18 protein-coding genes are annotated in these 24,557 nt (G+C 40.0%); 9 read left to right on the forward strand and 9 right to left on the reverse strand.

Features of this window, described 5'->3' with window-relative positions:
- Positions 1-146: 146 nt before the first annotated feature.
- Complete coding sequence (locus QWZ01_RS09585) at positions 147-1,304, reverse strand: serine hydrolase domain-containing protein (RefSeq protein WP_290323090.1); 1,158 nt, start codon at positions 1,302-1,304, stop codon at positions 147-149.
- Positions 1,305-1,539: 235 nt separating this feature from the next.
- Here QWZ01_RS09585 and QWZ01_RS09590 point away from each other — a divergent pair, with 235 nt between their 5' ends.
- Entirely contained in the window at positions 1,540-2,895 is a 1,356-nt protein-coding gene (locus QWZ01_RS09590) for a sensor histidine kinase (RefSeq protein ID WP_290323091.1), read from the forward strand.
- Between the two features lie 39 nt (positions 2,896-2,934).
- Here QWZ01_RS09590 and QWZ01_RS09595 read toward each other — a convergent pair whose 3' ends face one another.
- From QWZ01_RS09595 to QWZ01_RS09610, 4 genes are all read right to left on the reverse strand, one after another.
- The gene (locus tag QWZ01_RS09595) at positions 2,935-3,798 is read right to left on the reverse strand and encodes a glycosylhydrolase-like jelly roll fold domain-containing protein (RefSeq protein WP_290323092.1); all 864 of its coding nucleotides are present in this window, start codon (positions 3,796-3,798) and stop codon (positions 2,935-2,937) included.
- Positions 3,707-5,944 carry a glycosyl hydrolase gene (locus tag QWZ01_RS09600; RefSeq protein WP_290323093.1) on the reverse strand — a complete coding sequence of 746 codons (2,238 nt, stop codon included), beginning with the start codon at positions 5,942-5,944 and terminating at the stop codon, positions 3,707-3,709. Before QWZ01_RS09600 ends, QWZ01_RS09595 begins: the two co-directional genes overlap by 92 nt.
- Before the next feature lie 26 nt (positions 5,945-5,970).
- A complete protein-coding gene (locus QWZ01_RS09605; protein WP_290323094.1) occupies positions 5,971-7,446 on the reverse strand; it encodes a GH39 family glycosyl hydrolase in 1,476 nt (491 codons plus the stop codon).
- Between the two features lie 190 nt (positions 7,447-7,636).
- The gene (locus QWZ01_RS09610; protein ID WP_290323095.1) at positions 7,637-7,921 is read right to left on the reverse strand and encodes a hypothetical protein; all 285 of its coding nucleotides are present in this window, start codon (positions 7,919-7,921) and stop codon (positions 7,637-7,639) included.
- 273 nt (positions 7,922-8,194) lie between these two features.
- Here QWZ01_RS09610 and QWZ01_RS09615 point away from each other — a divergent pair, with 273 nt between their 5' ends.
- Positions 8,195-8,464, forward strand: coding sequence for a hypothetical protein (locus QWZ01_RS09615; RefSeq protein WP_290323096.1), 270 nt, complete (start codon positions 8,195-8,197; stop codon positions 8,462-8,464).
- Here QWZ01_RS09615 and QWZ01_RS09620 read toward each other — a convergent pair.
- Positions 8,461-8,883 carry a response regulator gene (locus tag QWZ01_RS09620; protein ID WP_290323097.1) on the reverse strand — a complete coding sequence of 141 codons (423 nt, stop codon included), beginning with the start codon at positions 8,881-8,883 and terminating at the stop codon, positions 8,461-8,463. The genes QWZ01_RS09615 and QWZ01_RS09620 overlap by 4 nt on opposite strands.
- 244 nt (positions 8,884-9,127) lie before the next feature.
- Here QWZ01_RS09620 and QWZ01_RS09625 point away from each other — a divergent pair, with 244 nt between their 5' ends.
- From QWZ01_RS09625 to QWZ01_RS09645, 5 genes are read left to right on the forward strand one after another with little or no spacing between them, the layout of a single operon-like run.
- Positions 9,128-10,435, forward strand: a complete 1,308-nt coding sequence (locus tag QWZ01_RS09625) for a hypothetical protein (protein ID WP_290323098.1) — start codon at positions 9,128-9,130, stop codon at positions 10,433-10,435.
- Between the two features lie 18 nt (positions 10,436-10,453).
- Positions 10,454-11,695, forward strand: a complete 1,242-nt coding sequence (locus QWZ01_RS09630; RefSeq protein WP_290323099.1) for a hypothetical protein — start codon at positions 10,454-10,456, stop codon at positions 11,693-11,695.
- Between the two features lie 22 nt (positions 11,696-11,717).
- A complete protein-coding gene (locus QWZ01_RS09635) occupies positions 11,718-13,424 on the forward strand; it encodes a hypothetical protein (RefSeq protein WP_290323100.1) in 1,707 nt (568 codons plus the stop codon).
- 32 nt (positions 13,425-13,456) lie between these two features.
- The gene (locus QWZ01_RS09640; protein WP_290323101.1) at positions 13,457-14,224 is read left to right on the forward strand and encodes an amidohydrolase family protein; all 768 of its coding nucleotides are present in this window, start codon (positions 13,457-13,459) and stop codon (positions 14,222-14,224) included.
- Complete coding sequence (locus QWZ01_RS09645; RefSeq protein WP_290323102.1) at positions 14,202-15,725, forward strand: OmpA family protein; 1,524 nt, start codon at positions 14,202-14,204, stop codon at positions 15,723-15,725. The genes QWZ01_RS09640 and QWZ01_RS09645 overlap by 23 nt, the downstream gene beginning before the upstream one ends.
- A gap of 34 nt (positions 15,726-15,759) precedes the next feature.
- Here the strand turns inward: QWZ01_RS09645 and QWZ01_RS09650 are convergent, their stop codons facing one another.
- A complete protein-coding gene (locus QWZ01_RS09650) occupies positions 15,760-17,136 on the reverse strand; it encodes a sigma-54-dependent transcriptional regulator (RefSeq protein WP_290323103.1) in 1,377 nt (458 codons plus the stop codon).
- A 286-nt stretch (positions 17,137-17,422) separates the two neighbouring features.
- Here QWZ01_RS09650 and QWZ01_RS09655 point away from each other — a divergent pair, with 286 nt between their 5' ends.
- Complete coding sequence (locus tag QWZ01_RS09655; RefSeq protein ID WP_290323104.1) at positions 17,423-19,216, forward strand: alpha-L-fucosidase; 1,794 nt, start codon at positions 17,423-17,425, stop codon at positions 19,214-19,216.
- Between the two features lie 103 nt (positions 19,217-19,319).
- On the opposite strand, the gene QWZ01_RS09660 is transcribed toward QWZ01_RS09655, so the two are convergent.
- Positions 19,320-20,519: a PQQ-dependent sugar dehydrogenase gene (locus tag QWZ01_RS09660; RefSeq protein ID WP_290323105.1), complete on the reverse strand. Its 1,200-nt coding sequence runs from the start codon at positions 20,517-20,519 to the stop codon at positions 19,320-19,322.
- 246 nt (positions 20,520-20,765) lie between these two features.
- Here QWZ01_RS09660 and QWZ01_RS09665 point away from each other — a divergent pair, with 246 nt between their 5' ends.
- Complete coding sequence (locus QWZ01_RS09665; protein ID WP_290323106.1) at positions 20,766-22,580, forward strand: AsmA family protein; 1,815 nt, start codon at positions 20,766-20,768, stop codon at positions 22,578-22,580.
- A gap of 349 nt (positions 22,581-22,929) precedes the next feature.
- Here QWZ01_RS09665 and QWZ01_RS09670 read toward each other — a convergent pair whose 3' ends face one another.
- Positions 22,930-24,549, reverse strand: coding sequence for a SusD/RagB family nutrient-binding outer membrane lipoprotein (locus tag QWZ01_RS09670; RefSeq protein ID WP_290323107.1), 1,620 nt, complete (start codon positions 24,547-24,549; stop codon positions 22,930-22,932).
- Positions 24,550-24,557: the final 8 nt, after the last annotated feature.

Consider the following 24,557-nt stretch of genomic DNA (forward strand, 5'->3'; position numbering starts at 1 on the left):
CAATTTTATTAAGACCGTTACATGATTGAAGTTATTTTTCGAAAAAAAATTCACGAGCAGGATTTAAAACTCCTGCTCATAGGACTATTGAAATTTCTCGAAAGCCCTTTCCGTTAGTTGACATTAATTTAATTTCTCCTCTGTAATCAATCTTTTAATATGATTTCGAGCACTTTAATTTTCAACTCGTTTACCTTACGTACAATAGGCCCTTCTACCAATTTGCCAATATTGGTAGCCAAAAACACATATACATTTTTAGATGGAAAATAATATAAAGCACAACCGGCACCTGCACCGGCGCCTCCATGACCAACGCCATCAACATTACTGTAAGTAACATGATACAGCCCCATGCCATATACCGGTTTACCCGTGTCATCATTTACCCATTTGGTCATTTCATTTAAAGATGCTTTTGATAAAAGCTTGCCTTCCATTAATCCCCTTAAAAAATTAATAGCATCTAACGGAGTGGCAACAATACCATCATCACCTTTTGCACTCATAATACTTGATTGCTGTAACTGTGTTACATTTTGAACAACACCTGTACCCGATAGGTCAATATAGTTTTTCACCAAGTCTGCTCTTCCTTTAATATCACGGTAAAAAGTGTGGCTTAACCCCAGGGGCATTAATATTTTCTGCCTTATCAATTGATCATGACTGCCAGCTATAACATCTACTATGAGTGCCAAAACATGGTAGTTGGTATTTGAATATTGAAACTTGCTTCCGGGTTTAAACTGTTGGGGTTCGCCTTTAATGTAACTTAAAAATTCATCGCTGGTAAAAATATGATCCGGATGTGCCAGTGCATAGGATACATACTTTGGGTTTTCAAGGTAATCAGGCATACCCGATGTATGATTGAGCAAATTTCTTACGGTCATGGTAGATGCCTTATCAATATAGCTGCTATATTGCTGAGGAAGGTATTTAGTAATAGCCGCATCAAGATCAATCTTACCTTCTTCGTACAATTTCAAAATAACGGTGGCCAGATAGGTTTTGGATACACTTTGCAGATATTGTAACATGCAAAGTTGCATAGGTGTATGTGTTTCTGTTTCAGAAAACCCGCTTGCGGTACCCCAGTAACCATAACCGGGTGAATAAACGGCTAAAACTAATCCGGGAATACCCATTTGGGTGTATTGCTTTGATAGCTTTTCCAGCGTATCTCTTTTACTAAAAGCACTTTGCTCATTCGGGAAATTGCAAGGCTGGTTGGTTTGAGCACCCGATTTACTCCTCGCGATCATTAAAATAATAACTGTTATTAATAAAATCCTTTTCATCTGTGTTTATTGATTGAATATTTATCTGAATACAGCATTGATCCGATTTACCCCTACGTCAGGAGCATTTTATATCAGGTGTTCTTTTAAAACTATAATTTCTTTTCAACTTACATTAAACATAATAGTTGTAATTTCGTATAAATTCCAAATCTACCAAGTCCTATATCCTGAAAGTACGGTCTTAGATTCTTGATAGTGACTACTTATTGATCTAAAATTATATAATCAGGCATTGACAATTTTTAATAAGATCACGAACGTATGGTGCCGCCTGGTTGGTAGTGAGCAGTATTTACCGCTCACTACCCGCATATTTCACTCTATTTGTTTAATATGCATTATTGCCCTTGTTTATAATATTCCGTTAAATTTTTTTGTAGGACTACCTATAGTTGCCATTATAAGTGCAGGATCGTTATTATTGGTTACAGCAGTTTATCTTGCTTCCAGAATTAAGGGTTACACAGGCCCGGCAGTTTTTATTTTTTGTTCGACGAGCCTTCTTTTATTTACGGCAAACTATTTTTTAAATTCCGGGATTGATGGCCCAACCGATCTTTTCTTTGTTCTGGTGATGGTTATCATGGTTGCAGTTGTACCTGTTAAACGGTATTGGATAGCCGTAACCTGCAATATCCTGATCCTTTTAACACTGCACTATATTCAATACCAGCATGGGTTATGGGTTTCATTTACGTATATCAGGAAGCTTGATCGTTATATTGATTTTAGCTCGGCCTATATTACTGTTGTAGCTGTTATTTTATTCACCTTTTATGTGATCAGAAGGAATTACGAAATAGAAAAAAAACTGACCGAAGAAAAGACTGCAGAAATGAAGGTGCTTAATGATGAAAACAATAAATTATTGTCAATCATCTCCCATGATCTGAGGGCTCCTCTTTCAAATATCCAGAATTACCTTGAACTGCTTTCGCAAATTGATTTAAACACTGCTGAGAGAGCGGAGATAGAGGATCAGTTATTGCTTTCTACAAGAGGAACATTAGACTTGCTGAATAACGTACTTTCATGGTCAAAGAACCAGATGGATGGAATAAAATTTAACAGAAAAATTGTTGATGTATCTGAACTACTCTCTTCGCACTTACTTATCTTTCAACCTATAGCCCAACGTAAAAGGATCACACTTCAAGTGGAAATAGATCCTTTGTCAAAAATTTACTCCAATGGAGACATGGTTCAACTGATCATCAGGAACCTGGTCAATAATGCTATCAAATTCACGGCGCACGGCGGAAAAATAACAGTCACCTCAAGCACATTAGGCAATAGTTGTTTAATAACGGTTAAAGACAGCGGGAACGGACTACCCGCTAAACTATCAGATCAAATTTTCAATTTAAACGCAGAATCTACAATAGGTACCGGAAACGAAAAAGGAGTTGGCTTAGGGCTGGTATTATGTAAGCAATTTACCGAGGCCCTGGGAGGCAGAATTTGGTTTAACTGTCACGCCAATACCGGAATGAGCTTTTTCGTAGAATTCCCTTTACTTCAGCAGGAATCACCAAAACCCAAAGTATCTCTTACTAACAACAATAACAGCTTTGTTACACATGAATAGTAAATTCACATGCTACAGGTGATATACTAATCTTGCACATTAAAAACTGCTTTGCTGTATGATAACCGGCCCCAGCAATCCTGATTTTAACAAAGGTGAATCCTTTGAATAGAACTTGTAGGTTGAAAATGTATATCTGCCATTTGTTCGGGGTAAACCGTTCTTTATCCACTCTGGCCATTCACCATTTTTTATGCCATCATCAAGGAACTTTTCATCACCTATCAATCGGTTTGGCCATAAATTAACCACCTCTACTTCAAGCTTATTATGTCGCAAAACTGAGCCTGTTATTTCTACCCGCCATGGGCCTGTCCATATTACACCGAGATCCTTCCCATTTAATTTTACCCTGGCCATATTGTTAACCTCGCCCAGATTAAGGAATAGTTTTTTTGTTTTTTGAGATACAACACCTTTAGGCAGGTCAAACTTTTTATGATAAACCGCTGTACCCGAATAATACTTTACACCTTCTACCTGGCTCAAGGTCCAATCGGCAAGTGTATTAAACCTGATACTTTTGGGCCCACCCCACTTCGGATCGAAATTAACCTGCCATGTTCCTGTAAGTGTTTTTAATGTATTATCTGTTACGAAGTTGCTAACGCTTGCCAAAGCAGTTGTATCAGTTTTGGTAAAAACTATGAAATAACTTTGATAAGCCTCCAGCTTTAAGGGAACCGAGGTAAGCTGTCCTTTTACCGCATATTCGGGTAATTGTCTTATTTGTCCGTTAATAGCATCCCATAATTGCGGTGCTCCATTTGTAGTTCTGAATAAAGCATCCGTTGTTACAGTTTGATCGGTTTTATTGGAGACAAAATAAATGTCTGCATCGTTGGTAACCCGATGAGTATATCTTAACTGACCATTTGCTGAAAAATCCTGTGCTATATGCATAGAATCCAGTATTTTGAGCAGTAAGTTCATACTCGGGATATAGATCATTGATCTTTTTATCCAAATCTCCTCCCCATATCACTTTACCTTTCCCGTAACCATGCTCCGTTTGTTGATCGGGTATTTCAAGAGTACCCCATAATGTTATAGCTAATTCGTCCAATTGGGCATCACAAAAAGGATAACCTGACAATGACGGCGATTTTAGCGGCGGCGAGCCCACAACAACAGCCCCATCACTTACCAGTGAAACTATCTTTTGAAGTAATGCGGGAGTCATCGTTTTTACAGCAGGCAGTACCAATAGCTTGTAATTAGCGCCTCCGGGAAATACGATCATGCCATCCTTTACACTGGCTTTGTATAACTGTCCGGGCGAGCAGCCATCAAAATTATAACCTTTTCTATCGGGCAATACCACATCACCATCCATTGCAGATGATGGCGGTCTGAAAACATGCGGAGATCCTTCGGGCGTTAAGTACAAAACATCTGCTACTGAACGGCCCTGTTGCAAAATATACTGGCAGCGCGAAATATAATCATGATACCCGTTAACCATCGGCCACCAGGTTTGATTTCTGTCCCAATGTACGCCATAGGGACCCATAGTTGCGCCGGGCCTTAAGGAGTCGGCCAGGAATTGATTTTGAAACGTGTGATAAACAAAACGATTTATGCCGCTTGCAAAAGCCCAATCGCCCTGGTTTTTCATAGAGCCCGGGTATTGTTTCCAACCCTCATTATTTTGTGATGTAAAAGCTTCGGCAGGTATCAACGACTTACCATTTACATGCCCAATTGATGTGGATTCTACCACGCTGAAGGATGAATTAAAACCCAGCCCTTTACTCCAGAACTCAGCCATGGGTACATCGGCTACCGAACCTAATTCCAGATCGGCTGTGGGATTCATATCATAGGGCTCAATTGAAAGTTGCAAACCCAATTTATGGGCGTATTGCTTTACAAACTCTGCATGATTTTCAAGTACCAGTTCCTGAGCTGTTTGCCGCAAATCCCATAAAAAACGTTCGCTTATTTCGTTGCTTTCTACTATGTTTCCTGCATATACAGGGTAATATGGTAATGGATCATACCCCCGGCGTTTGGTAAACTCTTCACGAAAGCGCGATGTCCAATTCTGTGAGCCCATTTCCCAGCTATCCATATGCAAGTATTTTAAGCCTCCTGTATCAGTATTACTGGGCTTACCTGTTTTGAGCAAAAGCTTCCCTACATAATTATCAAGGTGAGCACTTATAGCAGTGGTATCAAGTTTATCTGCTTCAAAACCTAAACCGGGCACAGGTGCCGGGCGGGTGATTGCCCCATTATTGCGTTTACCAAAACGCATAATTGTCCAGTTGCCTTTTGGCACTTTCCAACTGAGTGTCCCATTGGCCTGTAGTTTACCGGTTAGGTCAATAATGGAGCACTTTTCAATTACCGCTTTTTTCACCGGTTCGGTGTAGTTAGTCAAATTAGGCAAATACTGCTTTACTCCCGGTACTGATGAATAAGGCGCACGGTAATACAATGCCTTTTCATCAATATCTGCGATTTTGGACGAGGTTACTGATGGTTCAGGGTAAGCTAATACGGCCACATCTTCATAAAAATCATTCCACTGTTTTTTCAACTCAGGAGTAAACGCGCCTTCGCCAAAATAAGGAGTTTTTGGAGTTGGTACAGGCAGTGTAATCACTTGTTTTGTACCTCCGGTTACATTTATACTACTACTAACCAGGTGTTGCATTGATTGCGATACAGGTACCCATGGGCCTCCGCTACCTGTCCAACCGGGGCCTATACCTAATGTTATTTCAATACCCAAACGCCTGGCCTCCTTAACGGCATGAACAAACATATCCTGCCATTCAGGGCTTAAAAAATCAACAGCTCCCCGGGGAATGCCTACATTTACTTCTAAAAATATAACATTTCCTATACCGGCCTTTTTCATTGCTTCCAGATCTGCAGTGATAGACCGGGCAGACATATTTCCATCCATAAAATACCAGTAAACACCCGGCCTGGCACTACTGGGCGGATGAAGAAAGCCAGCCTTAAGCTCACTTACCTGAGCCCGGACTTCGCCAAAACCGCAACAGATCAAAAGAATGGATATAAAAAATTTATACATGATGAGGCTACCCCAGTTATCTTTAATTATTTAGACAATACTATCAATTTAACTGCAAACGGTTTCATTTCAACAGTTTCACCGCTTAGTTCCGATTCAATTGCAGCGGCATCGCCTGAAGTTTCATCGATGGTATTTACTTTTGCACCTTTAAATTCTATGGGTAACTTTATTGATATTGCTTTGTTGCGCTTGTTTAATATCAAAACTTTCTGGCTGCTTTGGTCTGTAAATCCCTGGGCAACAATATCGCCGCCGTTATTTTCATCAACAGTTGATTTAACTAATGTACTGCCTGCTTTTATATTATCCTTTATAAGTTTTAATACCCAAAAGCGTGCATTAGGTTTATTATTTTCATAATTCACCATACTTACATCAGGAAATTGAGTTGGGAAACCTACCAATTGCGATTCGCCGATCACCTCGATCCCAGCCCGGGTCAGTTCTATAAAGAAGTAAGCGTATACACTTGCCGAAAGGTTCCAATAAGCCGGGGCTATGGATTGCTTGCGCATTTCATCGCTCACAAAAGTACCAAGCTCATTAATATCTGTTTGGGTATGAGGAGATAACCTTTTACGGATATTTTCTATATAACTAACCGTATTTACAAAATTCTCTGCCTTATCAAACACAGTATATTCATAAGCATCAAACTTTTGGTTAGTGTTGGCATTTGCATAGCAATGGTATGATATCATATCAATTGGTATACCCGGCTTATGATTTGATGGATTCAGGAAGTACTCAAACCACTCCGGTTTTTCATAGGCCAGTGCAAGCCCAACAAACTTGGCCTGAGGCAGCACAGTTCTTATTGCGCCAACCATGGCATCATAAATTTTAGTATAGGTTTGCGGCGACATGTTATGCTCCAGATCTGGCTCATTCAATATTTCCCAGTAAGGTATATTATAATGATAGCCTGACTGATGATATTTCCCCAGTTCATCTATAAAACCTCCCTTAGTATACCAGCTGATCAATCTTACATAATAATCAGTTAGTTCCTTCAAAGTTGAGTCGCGTAGTTGGGTACCTCCGCCATAACCCCAGCTTACTTCATTTGCATCGTCAGGATAGTTAACCGGTTTATCAGTTTTAAACATCCACTGTGGTATAGTACTAAAATTCATAATAATAGAATGCCCATTGGTAGCTTCCAAAAAATCGATGGTCATCGGATCTATTAAACTAAAATCCCAGTAAGTCTTCTTACCATCCGGTTGCTTGAGTTCGGCAACCGCCAGTTTAGGATAAGGAAACCACGGAACGTACCGTACATAATCAGCATTGAGGTTGCGCAGCGCATTGAAAGAATTATCATGCATAGCAGCTTTCCGTCGCAGCATTGGATTGCCTACCACCTGCAAAGTTGGGGTTGATTTGGAAACCATTACCGTTTCATTCCAGTTAACTGATAATGTTGGATTTTGCGCCTTGCAAACGCAAATACTCAGTACCCCCACTACAATAATGATGGAAAATTTTCTTCTCATAAATCAGGTTCGGTTTAATACTTATTAAAATAATTGGTATTCACCTTAGGTGAGTAATCAAATGTATCCTGATTTATTATGGGGCGAAATAGAGAATTTGATATTTTTTATGCAGTTTTTGATCAAATTTCACTGACATTGAATCGCTATAGTTTAACCGGGAAGGCTTAACGACATATTTACGGAGCAATTATTTCTCTTCCTCAAGATTATTATCTGTATCAGGCTTATGTTTATCGTAATTCCATAAGCCATAGCTTTGTGTCCAGCCGCGGGTTTTATATCTGACCCAAAAATGAGTGGCCAAGGCGCCAATAAACAATACTGTTAAAATGATCCAGAGTAAACTGCTTTCCCAAAAAAAATACACCACAGCACCCAGCAAAACATATTTTAAGATCCGCATCCAAATGGGCTGCGCTTTCCTGGAGAATGCAACCTCTAATTCTCTTTTTATGATTTTTTGAGCTGACATTTTTAATAGCTTATCAAATATAACTTATCGATAAGATCTTATGGAGCATACTTTTTATGGTTTGTGCGAGAACTTATTGCGCTGAACACTTTTCTGCCCGGTTGTATATTAATATTGACCATATTGTACCTCTGTTATACCATAAACAGGGTTGATGCCATATTATTTTTACAAGGCAGCGTCAATATTTCACGCTAATTACACAAAGTTTTTAAGTTCCATCTACTGGCCTGATTGTTGACTACTGATAGTCAATACGTTATAAGTCGAAAAATGAAACCCAACGACAATTATTTCATCTCTCAATTGAATATCTTTTTTGCCATGCTGCAGGAGATAGAAGAAGAGCACTGGTATTGGTTTAATTCGCGCCATGGCATAAACCAAACCCAGGAGCATGATTTGATCATCAATCATATTGCCTTGCATTACACGGATGGCGAAACAACTGTGATATTCAAAATACCGGAAAATTCTGAATTACCGATGAACATCAGAGCGGAATGCCATCTGGCGTATGATTGGATATTTGGAGTAAATTAATCAGGTGCCGATAACCTGTACACGCTTAGTAAAGATTCTCTGAATTTATGTTGATTAAGAGGTTTAGTGATAAAACCTTTCACAATAGGATATGATCTGGATTTGATCACATCATCATAACAAACAGATGAGCTTAAGATGTATATGCTTGATGAGCACCATACGTCTATCCGTCTCCTGTAAATTTCATCTAAAAAGTCCCATCCATCCATATGAGGCATATTCAAATCTAATAGAATATAATCGGGACTATCGTTTGAAGGTTTTAGACTTATTAACTTATCTATCGCTTCTTTAGCATTTGCAAATAATGTAACCTCCGGGTTTACGAAAAGATTTTTCACATACGTTTCGGCAATGAAACGATCTGTTTCATTGTCATCAATACAGAAAACATTCCGAAAAGGGCCTTTCAACATATTAAAGCTAAATTAATTATTTTTCCCGAATTATAAATAGGATATTATCCACTCTTGGTGGATAATATTATACACATCTTCTGACAATCACTCACGATTTTTTTTTCGCTCACTTATTTATTTAAGTTCAATAACGAAATATTTTTCATTATAAAATATTGCAAAATATTGATATTCAGACTTTTAAATAATGGCACTACTTTGGAATATGATGTATCATATCCAACCATTAAAATAAAAGCTTATGTATAATCATGATGAATATTCGCGGCCAGGTTATGAATCAAATTATGAATTCAACCCACAACAGGAAGAAGAATTTGAATTTGAAAATTCTGAATATGAATTCAATAATGAGTATGAGTTAAATCCGGAATTAGAAATGGAGCAAAACTATGAATACTCAAATGAATTTGAAGATGAGTTTCCCCGGCAAAACAGATCTGTAGTTCGTGATCACAGAACGGGATATAATCAGGCCCCGGCCCGGGCTTACAATGCGCCAAGATCGTACCGGAGCTTTAGTACCCCGGTACGGTCGGCATATTCAGGTTCTTTTTATCGGCCGTCCGCATATCGCCGTTCGCCGGTTTACCGAAATTACTATAGTGGTTACAGAAATTACCCATGGTATAACAGGTACAGGCAAGCGCCTGGGAGCTATTGGGGTATAGGATATAATAATCCGGCAATGAGCAGTGTAGATCAATCAATCGGTCAAAGCACTACTTCGGGTTATGCGCCGCAGGCAAGTTCAGGCGGTGATGTTCCCTCCTATATTTTTGATACCATAAAAAACCTGTCGCAACAAGTGGCCGCCACTAATGCTAATGTTCAGGCGCTACAACAAACATTTGCCGGCAACTCGCCTCAAAGCGGCGGCCCGCAGCCGCCGGCAGGCAGTCCGATAAGCGGTGCACCTATGGATAGCAGTGGTGCAGTTGGTCAGCAACCTTCTGGAGGTAATGAAATGGAAAACTATGAAATGGAGAATTTCGAGTATGAGATGGAAGACGAAATGATGAATTATAACGGCGGTAATGAACTGAACGAGATGGAACTTGCCTCACAACTATTGGAAACCAATAATGAAATGGAGTTAGACCATTTTCTGGGCGGCCTGTTAGGAGGTGCTGGAGGTGGGCTTTCAAAGCTGCTTAAAGGTGTAGTTAAGGCGGCCCTACCGGTTGCAGGCGCTGCCGCCGGTTCATTTTTTGGCGGCCCCTTAGGTGGAATGGTTGGACAGAAAATTGGCAGTGCTGCTTCGGGCATGTTTGAATTGGAGTTAGAAGGCCTGAGCAATGAAGACCAGGAATTTGAAGTTGCCAGGGCAATTATAAGGCTCGGTATGGATGCCGCTAAAGAATTGACTGAAAGCCCAAGCACAGGCGACCCTCATCAGGATGCTAAAAATGCCCTGATACAATCTGCAATGCACAACGCACCGGGTTTATTGGTAAAAAAACATCACCACCATCATCATGGAGTTGCAGGTTCGCATGGCCATTGGCACAGAAGAGATAATAAGATCATTATAGAAAATGCTTATTAAAAAGTGGGTGAGGCTGTTATGCAATATTCATTTGAATACCTTAAAAATGAGGCAGATTCTTTATTAACGAGGCTAAACCAGGTACAGCCCTTTTCCATGACTATGCCCATGGTTAAGGGAGCTTCGGTATCTGTCCGCGCATTTAAAGAAATTGTTGATCTGTTGGAGAATGAAAAGGCCGCGCTCCGAAAAAACATTTACAAGTTCATTGACAGGATAAAAAAATTCCAGAACCTTGGGGCCGATGAAAAGCCATTGCAAGCCACGTTTACCATACTAAAGCTTCGCTTTAATGATATACTGGATCAGCTCGACATTTTTGCCGATGTGTTATCACAAAGAGCAGAGAACGATACCGGTATCTGGCTTGCCGGACTTGATGTATTGGCCGAAGATGGGTTGCAAGCCGTAAAGCCATTTACTGACATACCTGAGTTAATGGTTTACCTTGACCGTGGCCATGGTGCCGCCATCAGACGAGCAAGAACCCGGTTACCCGGAGGCGATGAAAATCCGGTTGCCATCATACAGGTTCCGCGTGAAAGATTGGTAGGCAGCGGTATCGCATCCTCACTTATTCATGAGGTGGGGCACCAGGTGGCATCATTGCTTAATCTGGTACCATCTATCTCAGCCGTACTGGCCAGAAAAATAGAAGAAGGCCGGAATGTTAAAGCTTGGCAATACTTTAATCGCTGTATATCAGAAATCATCAGCGATGTATGGGCACTGGGCCACCTTGGGGTATCGGCAACCATGGGTTTGATGGGTGTGGTAACGCTACCCAGATATTTCCAGTTCAGGCTGGATATGAATGACCCGCACCCTGCCCCCTACTTAAGGGTGCAGATCAGCTGTTGGTTTGGCAAAAGGTTATACCCGCATTCGCAATGGGACAGGTTATGGCACATGTGGAATGCTTTTTACCCAAGGGATGGTTTAGACGCCGAATCGCAGCAAATACTGGATGCTATAGAGCATGAGCTTGAGCCCTTTATTGAAATTGTAATGGCTCATTCAACAAAGGAAATGCAGGGCCAAACACTGATGCAGCTCTTTGCTGTAACAGAAAGACAACCAGATAAATTATTACAACTGTATCAATTATGGAAAACAAAAAAAATAAGCCTGCATACCATGCCTCCTACACTTGTATTTGCCGTATTGGGTCAGGCTAAGGCACAACTTAAAATAAACGCCGGCATGGAAAGCCAGGTACTAACGCATCAATTGCGCCATTGGGCCTTTACAAGAAATTAAACAAATACTAAAAACAAAACACATGACAAGAGTAGTTATTATACCGCAAAAAGACAAAATCTATAGCCCCGCCGATTTTGAAATTTCTGTAGCCAGAAGAAATGATGACGACAGCTATAAATTTTATAAAAGACTCCCGTTAGGAAACGACTTTAGGGTTGATGCGGATCTGTGGGTAAACGATATCATTGGTGTAACTTATAAGGGGCTTACTCAACTACTGAATGACAGCCCTGCCGATACCGATCATACTACTTATACAGTAAAAAAATTGGTTCCGGAAATCAAGCTATACCTTCAGGGAGCAAAAGGAGATGGTTCTGAAGTTACCTCAAATATTATTGAGAACGAAGTTGGTGTTCATGTTAAGTCGCTTAATTTGGCTGAACCTATCCAAATCAAATTAACACCATCAACAGGAGTTGCGACTAAAGACCAAGCCTTTTGGGACTTGATCAATAGTTATCAGTTTGACTTTAACCACTATCGTAATTTTATTGATGATGTGCTCAGTTTTGAACCGCAGAACAACGCTAAAAGCAAAGGACAACCACAGGAATATCCCGGTGCTGAACGAAAGGCTGATGCCCGGCGGTTACCATTTAACCGTACAGAGGCTTATAGCTTATTAAAGTTTGCAACAGAACGGTATGTTGAAAAGGTGTACAAAATAAAGAATCACTTATTTGATCATGATCTTGAAAAACCTGACCTTGGAGATTACCTCGGCCGGGATAAAATCATACCTTATTATGACCTGATCAAATCAAAGATCAAAGAGTATTTTGTTACCGATCCCAACGCCCATGAAACCGGTTTTCTTCAAGCTCACGCCGATGCCACGCTTATTGAATTGATCTGGAATTATTGGTACGAGGAAGGAAGGGTTAATCAATCTATGGCGGCTATAGCCAGACGGTTCCAAAACATAAAAAACGGGTTCAAAGACCCTCTGCTCAATTTCGCGTTAGATCCTCTGCGCCCATTAAATAACATCTTGTGGGGTTATATCCAGGACGCTCAACATCGTTTAACTCCTACCCGAAAAAATTACGAATATGCAAGTGAATACAATCTGTGTGTATTGAGCAACATGAAAACAGGCTTTAACCCGGCCGACCGGAGTTCTAACTTCTTGCAGTCATTTCACCAATTAATATATGAAGCTACAGAATATTTTGTACAGGCTGATAATACCACTATACGTCCGGATGGCTTTAAACTGTTGAACGCGCTCAGGGATACGCACCGTGTTTTGGCCGAAGGTGCCCACAACCAGTTTGGTGATTTGCCAACAGTGGCCAGGATAGAAACATTGATGGAACAATGGATACTTTCACGCCCTGAGATCCGTGAATTTTTAGGCGGCAGGGTAATGGTACCTTACGAAGAGCCCTGGATGGATAGAGTAGACAGCATGAAAACATTGCAAGGCTGGGATAATACCAATATAAGTTTTTACAGAGATCTTGCGGTTTATGGAGAAAAGATCATACTCGGAATCCGCTATGGCGATTGGACAAACATAACCCGCCGGGATCATGCCACCAACTGGGCAGATGCGTTCAGGGATGCTATTCAACGGTATATCCATAGTTATTATACTGTAACCGGTATTGATCTTTCTGCACAAAGTGTGCATATCAATTCAGAAGAAAGGTATCTGTTGCCAGGCATGCTTATACAGCAAAAACGCATGAGGCAAAAACAATTTCTAAGAAAGTATTAATGAGTTTCGATGCTTGATTTTTTGATACTGTTATGATCATAGATTGCCATTGTCATGCCGGAAAAGGAGACGGTTTAACCGGGCCCTGGGATACCAATGCACCATTAAAAAGCTACTTAAGATGGGCTGATGAATATGGAATTACCAGGACTAATCTTTTCGCGGCATTTCATACCAATTATTCAAAGGCAAATTATGAGGTTTCAAAAATCGTTGGCCAAAACCCAGGTCGTTTCTACGGGTTTGCTTTTATACACGCCCTGCGCGATGCCGGTAAGGTTTATGAGATGGTAAAAACTGCAGTTTTAAATTATGGATTTTGTGGTATAAAGGTACATCGCTACGATGCCAGAATTTCTCGGGAAATAGCCGAGGCAGCCAAAAGGTTTAAAGTCCCGGTTTTGTATGATCCAATGGGAGAATTGGGGCCGGTTGAATTAATTGCTCAAGAATACCCTGATGTAAATTTTATCATCCCGCATTTAAGCAGCTTTGCCGACGACTGGAAATCGCAGATCGCATTCATCAGTATTTTAGAAAGGTATAAAAACGTATATACAGATACCTCGGCTGTAAGGCGGTTTGATGTGCTGCAGGAGGCTTTGCAAAGAGCCGGCCCGGATAAAATTTTGTTTGGCAGTGATGGCCCATGGATTCATCCCGGTGTGGAATTAACCAAGATATTCGCCCTTCATTTAATTAAGGAAGAGGAAGATAAAATACTTTATAAGAATTTTTTAAAGCTGATTGTTAATGTATTCTCTAAAAAACTGACTTATGTGCAATTGCAACAACAATGAATTTGAATTACTTCCGGAGTTGGAAGTGATATTGAATACACGTGGTAATCATGATCGGAAAAAACGTTTCATTCCTTATAGATATAACAATAGGATAAATGAATATGAAACCTCCGGATTACCAGGCAAAAACATGCCAGGAACTTCATCCGGAGGAGTTAACACTTCAACCAATTGCCAAACAGCTGGTGTAAATATTATTCCGAAACACCTTGATCCAAAACTGATTGGATGTATAAACACCATAGTACCCGGAGCAAATACCGCATACCTGTTTGAAAAAACATTTCAGGCCAATCCGGGACCGGTGTGGATAAAGCTTTTAAACGTTGATCCGAATACACTATTAAAGAGCTTATATCCTAAAGTAAAACTAACCATTGAGTTATGGAGATTTATCACTGTTCCGGCAGGCAATCAAAGGTCAGTTTTATTACCATTAAAAAAATACCTTGAAAATAAAGGTAACAAATACACAGTTTCCATCTTCGCCCCCGTTTCGGCAAAAAATGCGATTGAAAAAATGGCGAACACTTCGGTGGGTAAACTTACCGGCTCGGCGGGCGCCCCGGATATGTATCATAGCTTGTACTGGCATGTTTATGCCACATTTCCTGATGATATTAAAACCCACTTCAGGCGGGTTCAGTGGACAAATGTTGATAAATTCGATTTTAACAAATCAGATGTTCTCCCATATCAGGATAAGCTTATTGAAACGCTCGCCTTTGACATTTTGGAGAGTTGGTTACCCTCCTCTTCTATACGATATACCGAAGTAACTTTTGCCGGGCATACAGATAGTCGTGGTACCGAGGCCTATAATGTGGAACTTGGTAAAAAGCGCGCCACAACCGCAGCAGCAGCTCTCAAAGCCAAAATTAGTAAAATAGCGAAGGCAAACGGATGGGATGAAAGTAAAATAAAGCTCAAATACAACATCATAAGTTTTGGCGAATCGAGACCAATTTCAATAAAGCCACCAGTAAATTATGCTCTAAACAGACGGGTTGAAATAACACTTAAATTTATCAATACACCCATACCTGAACCATTGGATTTAGATGATGTAATAAAGCGTTCTACCTCAATAATAAAAAGAAACACCTCTCTGGAAAAAGAAACCAGGTCAAGAATCCTTTGCGTTTTAACTAAAATGCAGAATACAAATACCGACGATCGTTACATCATCGGTTCTTATGTTCAACAGCTTAAAATGTCGCCATTTCCGAAAGAAAATGAATGGCCGCGCCTCCGGTTCCATTTTACCAATTCATCATTTTTTGGGGTGAAGCTTAGTGATACCGACATATTAAAACAGCTGGTAAATATCGACAACCAGATAAATGAAGGTATCGCACAATTGAGTCGCATAAAAGACTATGATGCGGGTATTCCATTTTTAGGCAATGCTGCCACAAACCAAACCATTCTTAATACCCTTAAATGGGTTTCACAAAGGGCAAAAGACAAAAACAGTATATATTCCTGCGGCTACTGATCAATAAAACTTTGCATAAAAATATTATGCCGGCTTAAGTTGTCATTGTTTTCTTCTTTACATACTGTTGCACTGTTCGTACATCTACACCAAGCCGCTCTGCGGCTTTTTGTTTGTTATTGTTTTCCAGCTCTAATGCTACCTGTATAGCCGTTTCAGATATTTTATTTTTAAGGTTCCACCAGTTTTCGCCGGTGAGTAATGCCTTTCGGATAAAGCTATCGATATCGCTTTTTTCTGCCGGGTGAATATTGCGGCATAGGGCACTCCGGTCATCAGGTGGCACCTCCCCAATGGTTATCTTTTTGTGTGCTATGTGTTTCAGGGATAAACGTTGTACAAGTTGTTTTAACTGACGTACATTACCCGGATATTTTCTATTAACAAGATATTCTAAAACCGGTCTGTCCGGGTCAGGACAATCACCCTGGTTAAAAAACTTTGATAAAAAGTATTTTACTAACAAAGGTATATCATCCCGCCTTTCATCCAGCGAGGGAACGTGAAACTGGCAATCTGAAATACGAAAAAACAAATCCTGACGAAATTTACCCTCATCAACCAATGATTGTAAATTTCTGTTAGTGGCACATACCAATCTGAAACTGGTTTTTTGCCAGCTGTTGCTGCCAACCTTTTTATATGTACCTTCCTGTAATACACGCAACAGTTCGGGTTGAAGGCTGACGGGTAACTCCCCTATTTCATCTAAAAAAAGCGTTCCGCCGTTAGCTAAGGCAACAGCACCCTCACGTGATTGTATGGCATTGGTGTATGAACCGCGCTCATGCCCAAACAACTCACTGCCCGAAAGCCCAGGCACAATCGTAGTACAGTCTACCACAACAAATTTTCGCTTATCAATGCGTTTATCAAGTGTATGGATTAATCGTGATATTAATTCCTTACCGGTGCCCGATTCGCCGATAAGCAGGATCGATGCGTTTGAAAACAATGTTGTTTCTACTATTTCATATAAAAAACTTTTCCAAACCGGGCTGTCACCAATCAGGTTATCCTTTACTTCGGGCGATTCCAGGGCTTCCTTAATAATATTATCACGCGTGTATTTTGCTTCGAGGTAACAGATAATTTCCTTTTCATCTGTCCATTCAATTATATCGTCTATCCCCATGGCTAACAGATCCAGGTGATTGGCGAGATCGTTGATAAGCCTTTTATTCAAAATGAGCACATAAGGCTTCACCTTCTTTTCGTAGATATCCCAGTGATTCAAAACATCTTCTAACTCCTGTCTTCCGGGGGCATGGTCACAAAAGATCACGAATGGGAATGATGGAATATTTTTTTTTGATTCAAAGTAGTTTTCCAAAAAATGCAGGTGCTCATTTTTGGTGTCAGATAGAGAAGCAAATCTCCTTTGAGGCAGGATATTTGGATTATCAATCAAAACAAAAATTGTTATAGGTAAAACGCGTAGTGGAGTATTACTAAAGTAAAATATTTTTATATATTTTCAAAATACATTGTTAAATCGTGAAAAAATGGTTACTTATTGAACAGATGATAAGTAATTTATCATCATGGCTTATACTAATAAAATAATGTCAATATCTCTCCCCTGCCAATCTCCCTGAATCAAATGATAATTTTGAGAAATTTTAAGCTGCAAGCGATTCGTACTTTTACTGACCATTATAAATATTCCTCAATTTTAAAACACCTATACATCAAAAATGATGAAACGCACAATGCTTTCTTTAATGTTATGCCTAACCATATTTGCTGCTCATGCACAATCCACAGCAGATGAACGTGAAAAGGTAAAATGGTTTACCGATGCCCGCTTTGGTATGTTTATTCACTGGGGGTTATACAGTGCTGCCGAAGGGATATGGGAAGGCGAACGACTGAGAAACAGTAACAATTATGCAGAATGGATCCGCTATCGCAATCGCATACCCGAAGCAGAATATACAGGCTTGGCCAAACGATTCGATTGGGCCAAAATAAACCCTGAACAATGGGTATTACTGGCTAAAAAGGCAGGCATGAAATACATTCTCATAACTGCTAAACACCATGATGGCACAGCCATTTGGAACTCTAAAGTAAGTGATAACAACCTGAGTAAATTGAGTGGTACAAACCGTGATGTATTAAAAGAGCTGGCAGCGGCCTGTAAAAAACATGACATGAAGCTTGGTTTTTACTATTCACATTGGCTTGATTGGGAACATCCTGATGGCTGGGATCATAACCAGGAAATTACAGGCCGTATTACTGATGAGCAATATAATAAATACTGGCAAAGCAAAGTTTTGCCCCAACTGCGTGAGCTGCTAACCAACTACGGCGATATTGCCATGATATGGTTTGATATGTGGGTAGATTACAAATCAACTATCGTAAAAAAGGAACAACTTGACCAGGTAATTAGCCTCATACACAAGCTACAACCAGCTTGCTTAATCAATTCAAGATTGGGTTTTCCGGCAAACTACCCGGGTATTGATTTTGAAACAATGGGCGATAACCAACTGGGAGCTGTTTACACAGATCACCCATGGGAAACATCCGGAACTATTGCTAATTCATGGGGATATAATGCGCTTGAAAATGAGTATAAGTCAACCAGCCAGCTGTTACAATCACTTATTAGCAACGTTAGCCTAAATGGTGGATTTACTTTAAATATTGGCCCGCGGGCAGATGGTGCCGTTCCCTATGAAGACCAAACAAGGTTGAATGAAATGGGTACCTGGCTGGCCAAAAACGGCGAATCCGTTTACGGGTGCACCGGCCTCAAATTACGCCCTGATCAGCACGATTGGGGACGGATCACTACCAAAAAACTGAACAACAAACAGATCGTATATCTTCAGGTATATAACTGGCCATTAGATAAAGTACTGCGCTTAACAGGGATTTTATCAAAGCCTGAAAAGGCTGAATTGATCACAGATGCGGGCAAAGTAGCATTAAACTTTACTCAGGCAGGCCCATATACTCATATTCAATTACCTGATGTTGCCGGTGACCATTTTGTATCTGTCATAGCTTTAGAGTACCCTCAACCGGTAGAACTTGATGAAAAAGCGGCTGCTGAATCTACTTTCGGAGGATTGGCTTTAACGGGAGCTAATGCTTCAGAAAAGCTTTATAAAAGTGTACCGTTTGATGGATTACGTCCATCTCACCTGGTTATTGATAAAGCTGGTTTGTTAACCTGGCGGGTTTACATATCAACACCCGGAACTTATAATGCAGATGTGTCATTCCATAATAGTTCAAAAACAGGCACATCTGTAAAAATCAGTACTGGGAGTCAAAACCTTTCACAATTACTGAAGCCAACAGGAAAAGTTGTAGTTGAACCTCATGACAGTTACACCGATGAATTTGTAAACAACCGATTAGGTGAGTTAAACTTCCCCAAAGAAGGATATTATAACATTACCTTAACGGCAGATGCAAAAGAAAATCAAAAACTGCTATTGAATAGGATTTGGCTTAATAAAAAGCCTTAAAAAAAGCTATTTAAGTAGCGTATAGACCTCAATATAAAGGTATAAAGAAAGGCCTGTTAACTGGTAGATGGTACCAGCAAACAGGCCTTTCTGGATTTTAATATTATTGCTTAGCTATTTTATATAGTTTACCACCATCGGTAGCAGCATAAATGGCACCGTCTTTACCGGTAGCTATGCAGCGCCAGCGTTCGTTTTTATCAGCCAGCAAACGTTCTTCACCCACCACTTTGTTGTTTTTGATAACTAAACGAATGATGTGTTGCCCGCTTAATGCGCCTATAAACATGTTGTTTTTCCACTCTTCAATGTTACCGGTGTAAAACATCATGCATCCTGGTGAAATCACCGGATCCCAATAGTAAACTGGCTGAACAGTACCTGCCTTTTGTTGTATTCCTTCATAAACCTTCTCTCCACTGTACTCTATACCGTAAGTTACATATGGCCAGCCGTAGTTGCTACCCGGTTTTATCAGGTTAACTTCATCGCCGCCACGAGGACCAAATTCAACTTCCCAAAGCGCTCCTGTAACGGGGTTAATGGAAAGGCCGTCCTGATTACGGAAACCATAAGCATATATTTCCGGTTTAGCATCAGCTTTGCCAATAAAAGGATTATTCGCAACTGGTTTTCCTTCTTTAGTGATATGAATGATCTTACCGGTGGTTGCGTTAAGATCTTGTGCTTTTACGCGGATATCGTCGGCCTGCCTGTCGCCAGAGCTTACGAAAATATTACCTTGCTTATCAAAAACCAATCGCGAACCAAACTGACCAGCACCCTGATAACGTGGGTAAGCCTCCCATATAACTTTCACATTTTCCAGTTTGGTTTCATCGGCCGATAATTTGCCTTTAGCCACTGCCAGTGTTGAACCTTTGCCGGGCTGTGCGTAAGTCCAATATACCATACGATTTTTAGTAAAATCAGGGTCGATATTCACATCAAGCAAGCCCCCCTGCCCCGCGTACTGAACCTCGGGGAAACCGGTAATGGTTTTGGCAACTTTACCGTCGGTTGTTAATATTTGCATAGTTCCCGGCTTACTGCTTATAAGCAAACGACCGTCGGGTAAAACATGCATCCCCCAGGGACTTTTCAGTTCGGTATTGATCACGTTAACCGTATATGGGGTTTTAGTTTTCACGCTACCGATGCGTGTTTGCCCGGTAAATGCCGGTTTGTAATTGCTGTTAGGCTTATTTTTTTCTACAGGTTCGCCGGTTTGCGCAATACCGGCCGTGGTTAATGATAACAGGAAAACACTTAGGATGAGCGGTTTATTAGCTTTTAAAAACATTCTTTTTATTTTAGGTTAATGCTAAGTAAGATACAATGTTAACACCCATAAGTTTAAATGCAACATGTTTTTTACGTTACAATTTATATTTAAATGAAAGTATAGAACGAATTAGGCCTCTTATAATGATTCAGAACAAGCTTATTTAATTATTTTATCATTGGATAAATTATCTTAACAAAATAGCCCGTTTAATGTTATCGTTAGTGAAGCAGCCAATTGGTCGCTTTTTAAAAAGCATACTAAATGGCTGTTTTTAATTTCAAAAGCCGTTGGCTAAAATTTCTTCTTATCACTTTGGGTGCCATTACCATTATAGTACTGGTAGCCGTATTCTTTTTAAATAGTTTCCTTACTGCTAATCTGTCGGGCAAGTTAAAATATGCTGTAACCAAAGGTACCGACAGTTTATATAAACTTGATTTCAGCAAGGCCGAATTGCATATCTTCAAAGGCGCTGCTGTACTTTACGATATCTCTTTCACTCCCGACACTAATGTTTACCAGCAATTAAAGAAGCTGGGCGATGCACCGGGTTCGTTGTATGAATTTCGTGTAAAACGGTTAGAAGTATCCGGTGCCCATCTTTTAAAAGTTTGGTTGCATAAAAAGCTTGAAGTCGGGCTCATTTCTGTTAAAGACCCTGAAATATATGTTGCCAAATATGGATCAAACGCCGAAAAACCTAAGCATGCTCACCAAACCCTTTATCAAAAAATTTCCAAAACCTTTGAGTTTGTACAGGTAAATAACATCAATCTAAGCGGAATTACACTAACTTATCGTGATAAATCAAAGCCTAAGCAAGCGGTTTCTGTGTTAAAGCACATGGAGGTACAAGCCTCCGACTTTTTATTAGATGCCACAAGCCAAAGTGATACCTCGCGCACTCTGTATTGCAAGGATATTGATGCCACACTCAAACAATATTCCGGAGTTTCGGCCGACAAGTTGTACCGGTATAAGATAGGCTCAATTAAATTATCTACACAAACCTCAAAAGTAGATATCAGCGATTTGAATGTAAGCCCGATAGATGCCAAAAACTTTTTCAAGAAAAGTAAAAGCGATCGATTTACGCTTCATTTGGATGCAGTTAGCCTTTCACATTTCGATTACCTTATGTACCATGAAAACGCTGGGATCACTATTAACCGTGTACAATTAAACAAAGGAGTCTTTCAGGTATTTGCCAACCCTGATGGTAAATTGCCAACAACAGACAGGCTGGTTACTTTTCCTAACTGGGCCATCAGGCAGCTAAAAATAAATTTACGGATAGACACATTAGATATCCATTCGCTTGATGTTAATTATAGTGAGTTTAAAACAAGCTCGGGTAAAACCGGAACTGTACGATTTGAAAAAACTTCTGGTCGGTTCCTAAACCTCACTAATGACAAGAAGTTGTTATTGAAAAACCCTATTGCACGGATCGGGCTATCCACCTTGTTTATGGGCAAGGGAAAACTTGATCTTAATTTCACATTTAATCTTGCGGATAAGGACTATAGTTACGGTTATAAAGGTCATTTAGCACCTATGGAAATGTCAGTTGCCAATCCGGCAGTAATGCCTTTAGGTCTGGTAAAAATTGTTTCTGGTAACATACAAAGTTTAGACTTCAACATAAATGGCACACAAAGGATTTCAAAAGGGAAAGTGACATTCCTGTACCGGGACCTTAAGGTAGATGTATTGAAGAAAGACGATAATAAGGGATATGCCAAGCGCGGATTGATCTCCCTGCTGGCGAATACCGTGGTATTGAAAAAGAATAACCCTGACGATGGCAAAAGCCTGCCAAGGGTAGCCGACGTGGTTTTTATCCGCCCTAAGAGTTTTCCTTTTTTTAAAACTATATGGTTAACCTTACTTAATGGCCTTAAAGGCGGTGCAGGTGTTGGCAAGGCCGATGAAAAGAATCCGAAGCAACCTTTAACAGAAAAAGAAAAAAAGGAACAGGCGAAGGCTTTAAAAAAAGCGAAGAAGAATAAAGAAAAAGAGGATAAAGAATACAAGAAAAAATTAAAAGATAAGAAATCGGGCAAAGCTGATTAGTGTGCATTAATAAAAAAGCCCCGCTGACAGCGAGGCATAAATTTCAGTTTGACGAACAGAAAATTTTGAAGTAGTGGAAAACATAAATGTTTCTGCTAATTTACAACATATAGCTATACTAACTTTATTCATTCTATTCAACAACGAGTTAACAACGTAGCCTCAAACTCTGGTGTCCTAACAGTAATTGTATTTATACGTGTTGCCAAACCTGCATAACAACAGTTCAATATCAAATACAAATATTCTCACCTCGTAAAATGATTCTAAAAAAAATGCGTTCCGATACCGGAACGCATTTTTAACATTGATAGGGGTATTTTCGGTTTAACCGAAGGCTTTTATTTACTTAGAAATTTCCTTTGTCTACATCCCACCATAATCTGGTACCTCCATTATCTGGGCCACCTAAAAGCGTAAGTCCATCTTTAATAGCTGTAGCATTTGTTTTGTACTGGTCAATAGGATAAGGTAACCGACGAACCTGTATTTTGGTATCTATTGTTCCGTTGCTGTTATTATTAACTACAGGGAAAAGTTTAGGATAACCTGTACGACGGAACTCAGTCCAGGCTTCTTGTCCTTCCGGGAACATGGCCAGCCATTTTTGTGTAATGATGCGCTCCAGCTTAACCTCATTAGCCGCGGCTTCATCCCATTTAATGGTAATGTTTGAAAGCGCAGGAGAATTGTTGGTAGCATTCTGAGGATCAACATACGCAATAGGCGAACTGCTTGCATCAGCAATATAAGCGGCAGCACCGTTGGCTACCCCATATTGGGTCATTGAGGTTTGTATACCTGTTTCATAATCTGTTTGTGCATTGCCTGCCCCTGCCCAGCCACGTATTGCTGCTTCGGCCTTTAAAAACCATACTTCGGCCGCTGTCATGATCAATTGAGGAGCTGTAGAAGTAAAGGTATTAGTATAGTTATATACTGAATAACCAGAATAAGCTGGTTTGGCGCCCACATCAGAACCTATGCGAATACCGATATATTGCCCGGCATATTTAGCTCCCGGCTGAGCAAATTTTTCATCTATGGGTGTAAAATATTGAGATATCCGGGGATCTTTGTAACCAACCATATATGATTGTATGGATGCATTCATAGAGTTATCTGTATAACTGGCTGTGATTACATAATAATCATTCTGACCACTGCCGGCTATAGCAGCATCATCAGCTACAGTTGCTAATAAGCCCCCTTGCGCACTTAAGGCTTTTTCGGCTTCTATTTTGGCAGTTGCGGGATCAACCTTTACAATATGCATAGCCAAACGCAATCTTAGCGAGTTAGCAAATTTTAACCATTTGGTATAGTCGCCACCGAAAACAACATCTGAGTTTGCAAAAGGTGCTTTACCAGGATTGGCCGCTATATAGCTTTGCAGATTAGTAGCGGCTGTATCAAGTTGCAAAAACATTTGCTGGTAAATACTTTGCTGGCTATCATACGGTGTAGAAACCAGCGAAGTACCAACTTTGCTATAAGGTGCCGGGCCAAACTTGTCGGTTACCCTATCCATTGCCTCAACCTCCAGCAATAATGCGATTGCCCAAAAATCGGGTAAAGTAGTTTTGATGCCTAAAGGGGCAAGTTTGTTTTTTATAGGGCCAAGAATTTTAGTGTATATCTGATTAAAAGCTGAATTATTCCAGCCATCAACAAACACATAGTTCATGTTATACAAAGCCCTGCCAAAAGTTTGCGGTGGGCAGGAATAGCCAGCATATGCATCGGCATTCAGATTTTGAGCTATTTGGTAGTTTTGAAAAATTTGCTGCTCTATAGGGATAAACAGTGTAGGTACTTTTAAGTCCTTATCTGGAATACCTGTTTGATCTGTATTAAATTTTTCAAAGTTTTTTGTACAACTACTTAATCCCAGTGTGACTAACAAGCACAGTGCAACTAAGTAACAGTGGCGGTTAATGAAGGTATATATCTTAAAATTTGTTTTCATTGCTTTCA

The organism is Mucilaginibacter aquaedulcis, from assembly GCF_030409325.1.
Classification (GTDB): domain Bacteria; phylum Bacteroidota; class Bacteroidia; order Sphingobacteriales; family Sphingobacteriaceae; genus Mucilaginibacter; species Mucilaginibacter aquaedulcis.

What these genes read in the sequence shown, in the direction of transcription:
- QWZ01_RS09585 (WP_290323090.1), bottom strand. Translation starts at nt 1,304, where the DNA reads ATGAAAAGGATTTTATTAATAACAGTTATTATTTTAATGATCGCGAGG.
- QWZ01_RS09595 (WP_290323092.1), bottom strand. Translation starts at nt 3,798, where the DNA reads ATGCATATAGCACAGGATTTTTCAGCAAATGGTCAGTTAAGATATACT.
- QWZ01_RS09600 (WP_290323093.1), bottom strand. Translation starts at nt 5,944, where the DNA reads ATGTATAAATTTTTTATATCCATTCTTTTGATCTGTTGCGGTTTTGGC.
- QWZ01_RS09605 (WP_290323094.1), bottom strand. Translation starts at nt 7,446, where the DNA reads ATGAGAAGAAAATTTTCCATCATTATTGTAGTGGGGGTACTGAGTATT.
- QWZ01_RS09610 (WP_290323095.1), bottom strand. Translation starts at nt 7,921, where the DNA reads ATGTCAGCTCAAAAAATCATAAAAAGAGAATTAGAGGTTGCATTCTCC.
- QWZ01_RS09615 (WP_290323096.1), top strand. Translation starts at nt 8,195, where the DNA reads ATGAAACCCAACGACAATTATTTCATCTCTCAATTGAATATCTTTTTT.
- QWZ01_RS09620 (WP_290323097.1), bottom strand. Translation starts at nt 8,883, where the DNA reads ATGTTGAAAGGCCCTTTTCGGAATGTTTTCTGTATTGATGACAATGAA.
- QWZ01_RS09625 (WP_290323098.1), top strand. Translation starts at nt 9,128, where the DNA reads ATGTATAATCATGATGAATATTCGCGGCCAGGTTATGAATCAAATTAT.
- QWZ01_RS09630 (WP_290323099.1), top strand. Translation starts at nt 10,454, where the DNA reads ATGCAATATTCATTTGAATACCTTAAAAATGAGGCAGATTCTTTATTA.
- QWZ01_RS09635 (WP_290323100.1), top strand. Translation starts at nt 11,718, where the DNA reads ATGACAAGAGTAGTTATTATACCGCAAAAAGACAAAATCTATAGCCCC.
- QWZ01_RS09640 (WP_290323101.1), top strand. Translation starts at nt 13,457, where the DNA reads ATGATCATAGATTGCCATTGTCATGCCGGAAAAGGAGACGGTTTAACC.
- QWZ01_RS09645 (WP_290323102.1), top strand. Translation starts at nt 14,202, where the DNA reads ATGTGCAATTGCAACAACAATGAATTTGAATTACTTCCGGAGTTGGAA.
- QWZ01_RS09655 (WP_290323104.1), top strand. Translation starts at nt 17,423, where the DNA reads ATGATGAAACGCACAATGCTTTCTTTAATGTTATGCCTAACCATATTT.
- QWZ01_RS09660 (WP_290323105.1), bottom strand. Translation starts at nt 20,519, where the DNA reads ATGTTTTTAAAAGCTAATAAACCGCTCATCCTAAGTGTTTTCCTGTTA.
- QWZ01_RS09665 (WP_290323106.1), top strand. Translation starts at nt 20,766, where the DNA reads ATGGCTGTTTTTAATTTCAAAAGCCGTTGGCTAAAATTTCTTCTTATC.
- QWZ01_RS09670 (WP_290323107.1), bottom strand. Translation starts at nt 24,549, where the DNA reads ATGAAAACAAATTTTAAGATATATACCTTCATTAACCGCCACTGTTAC.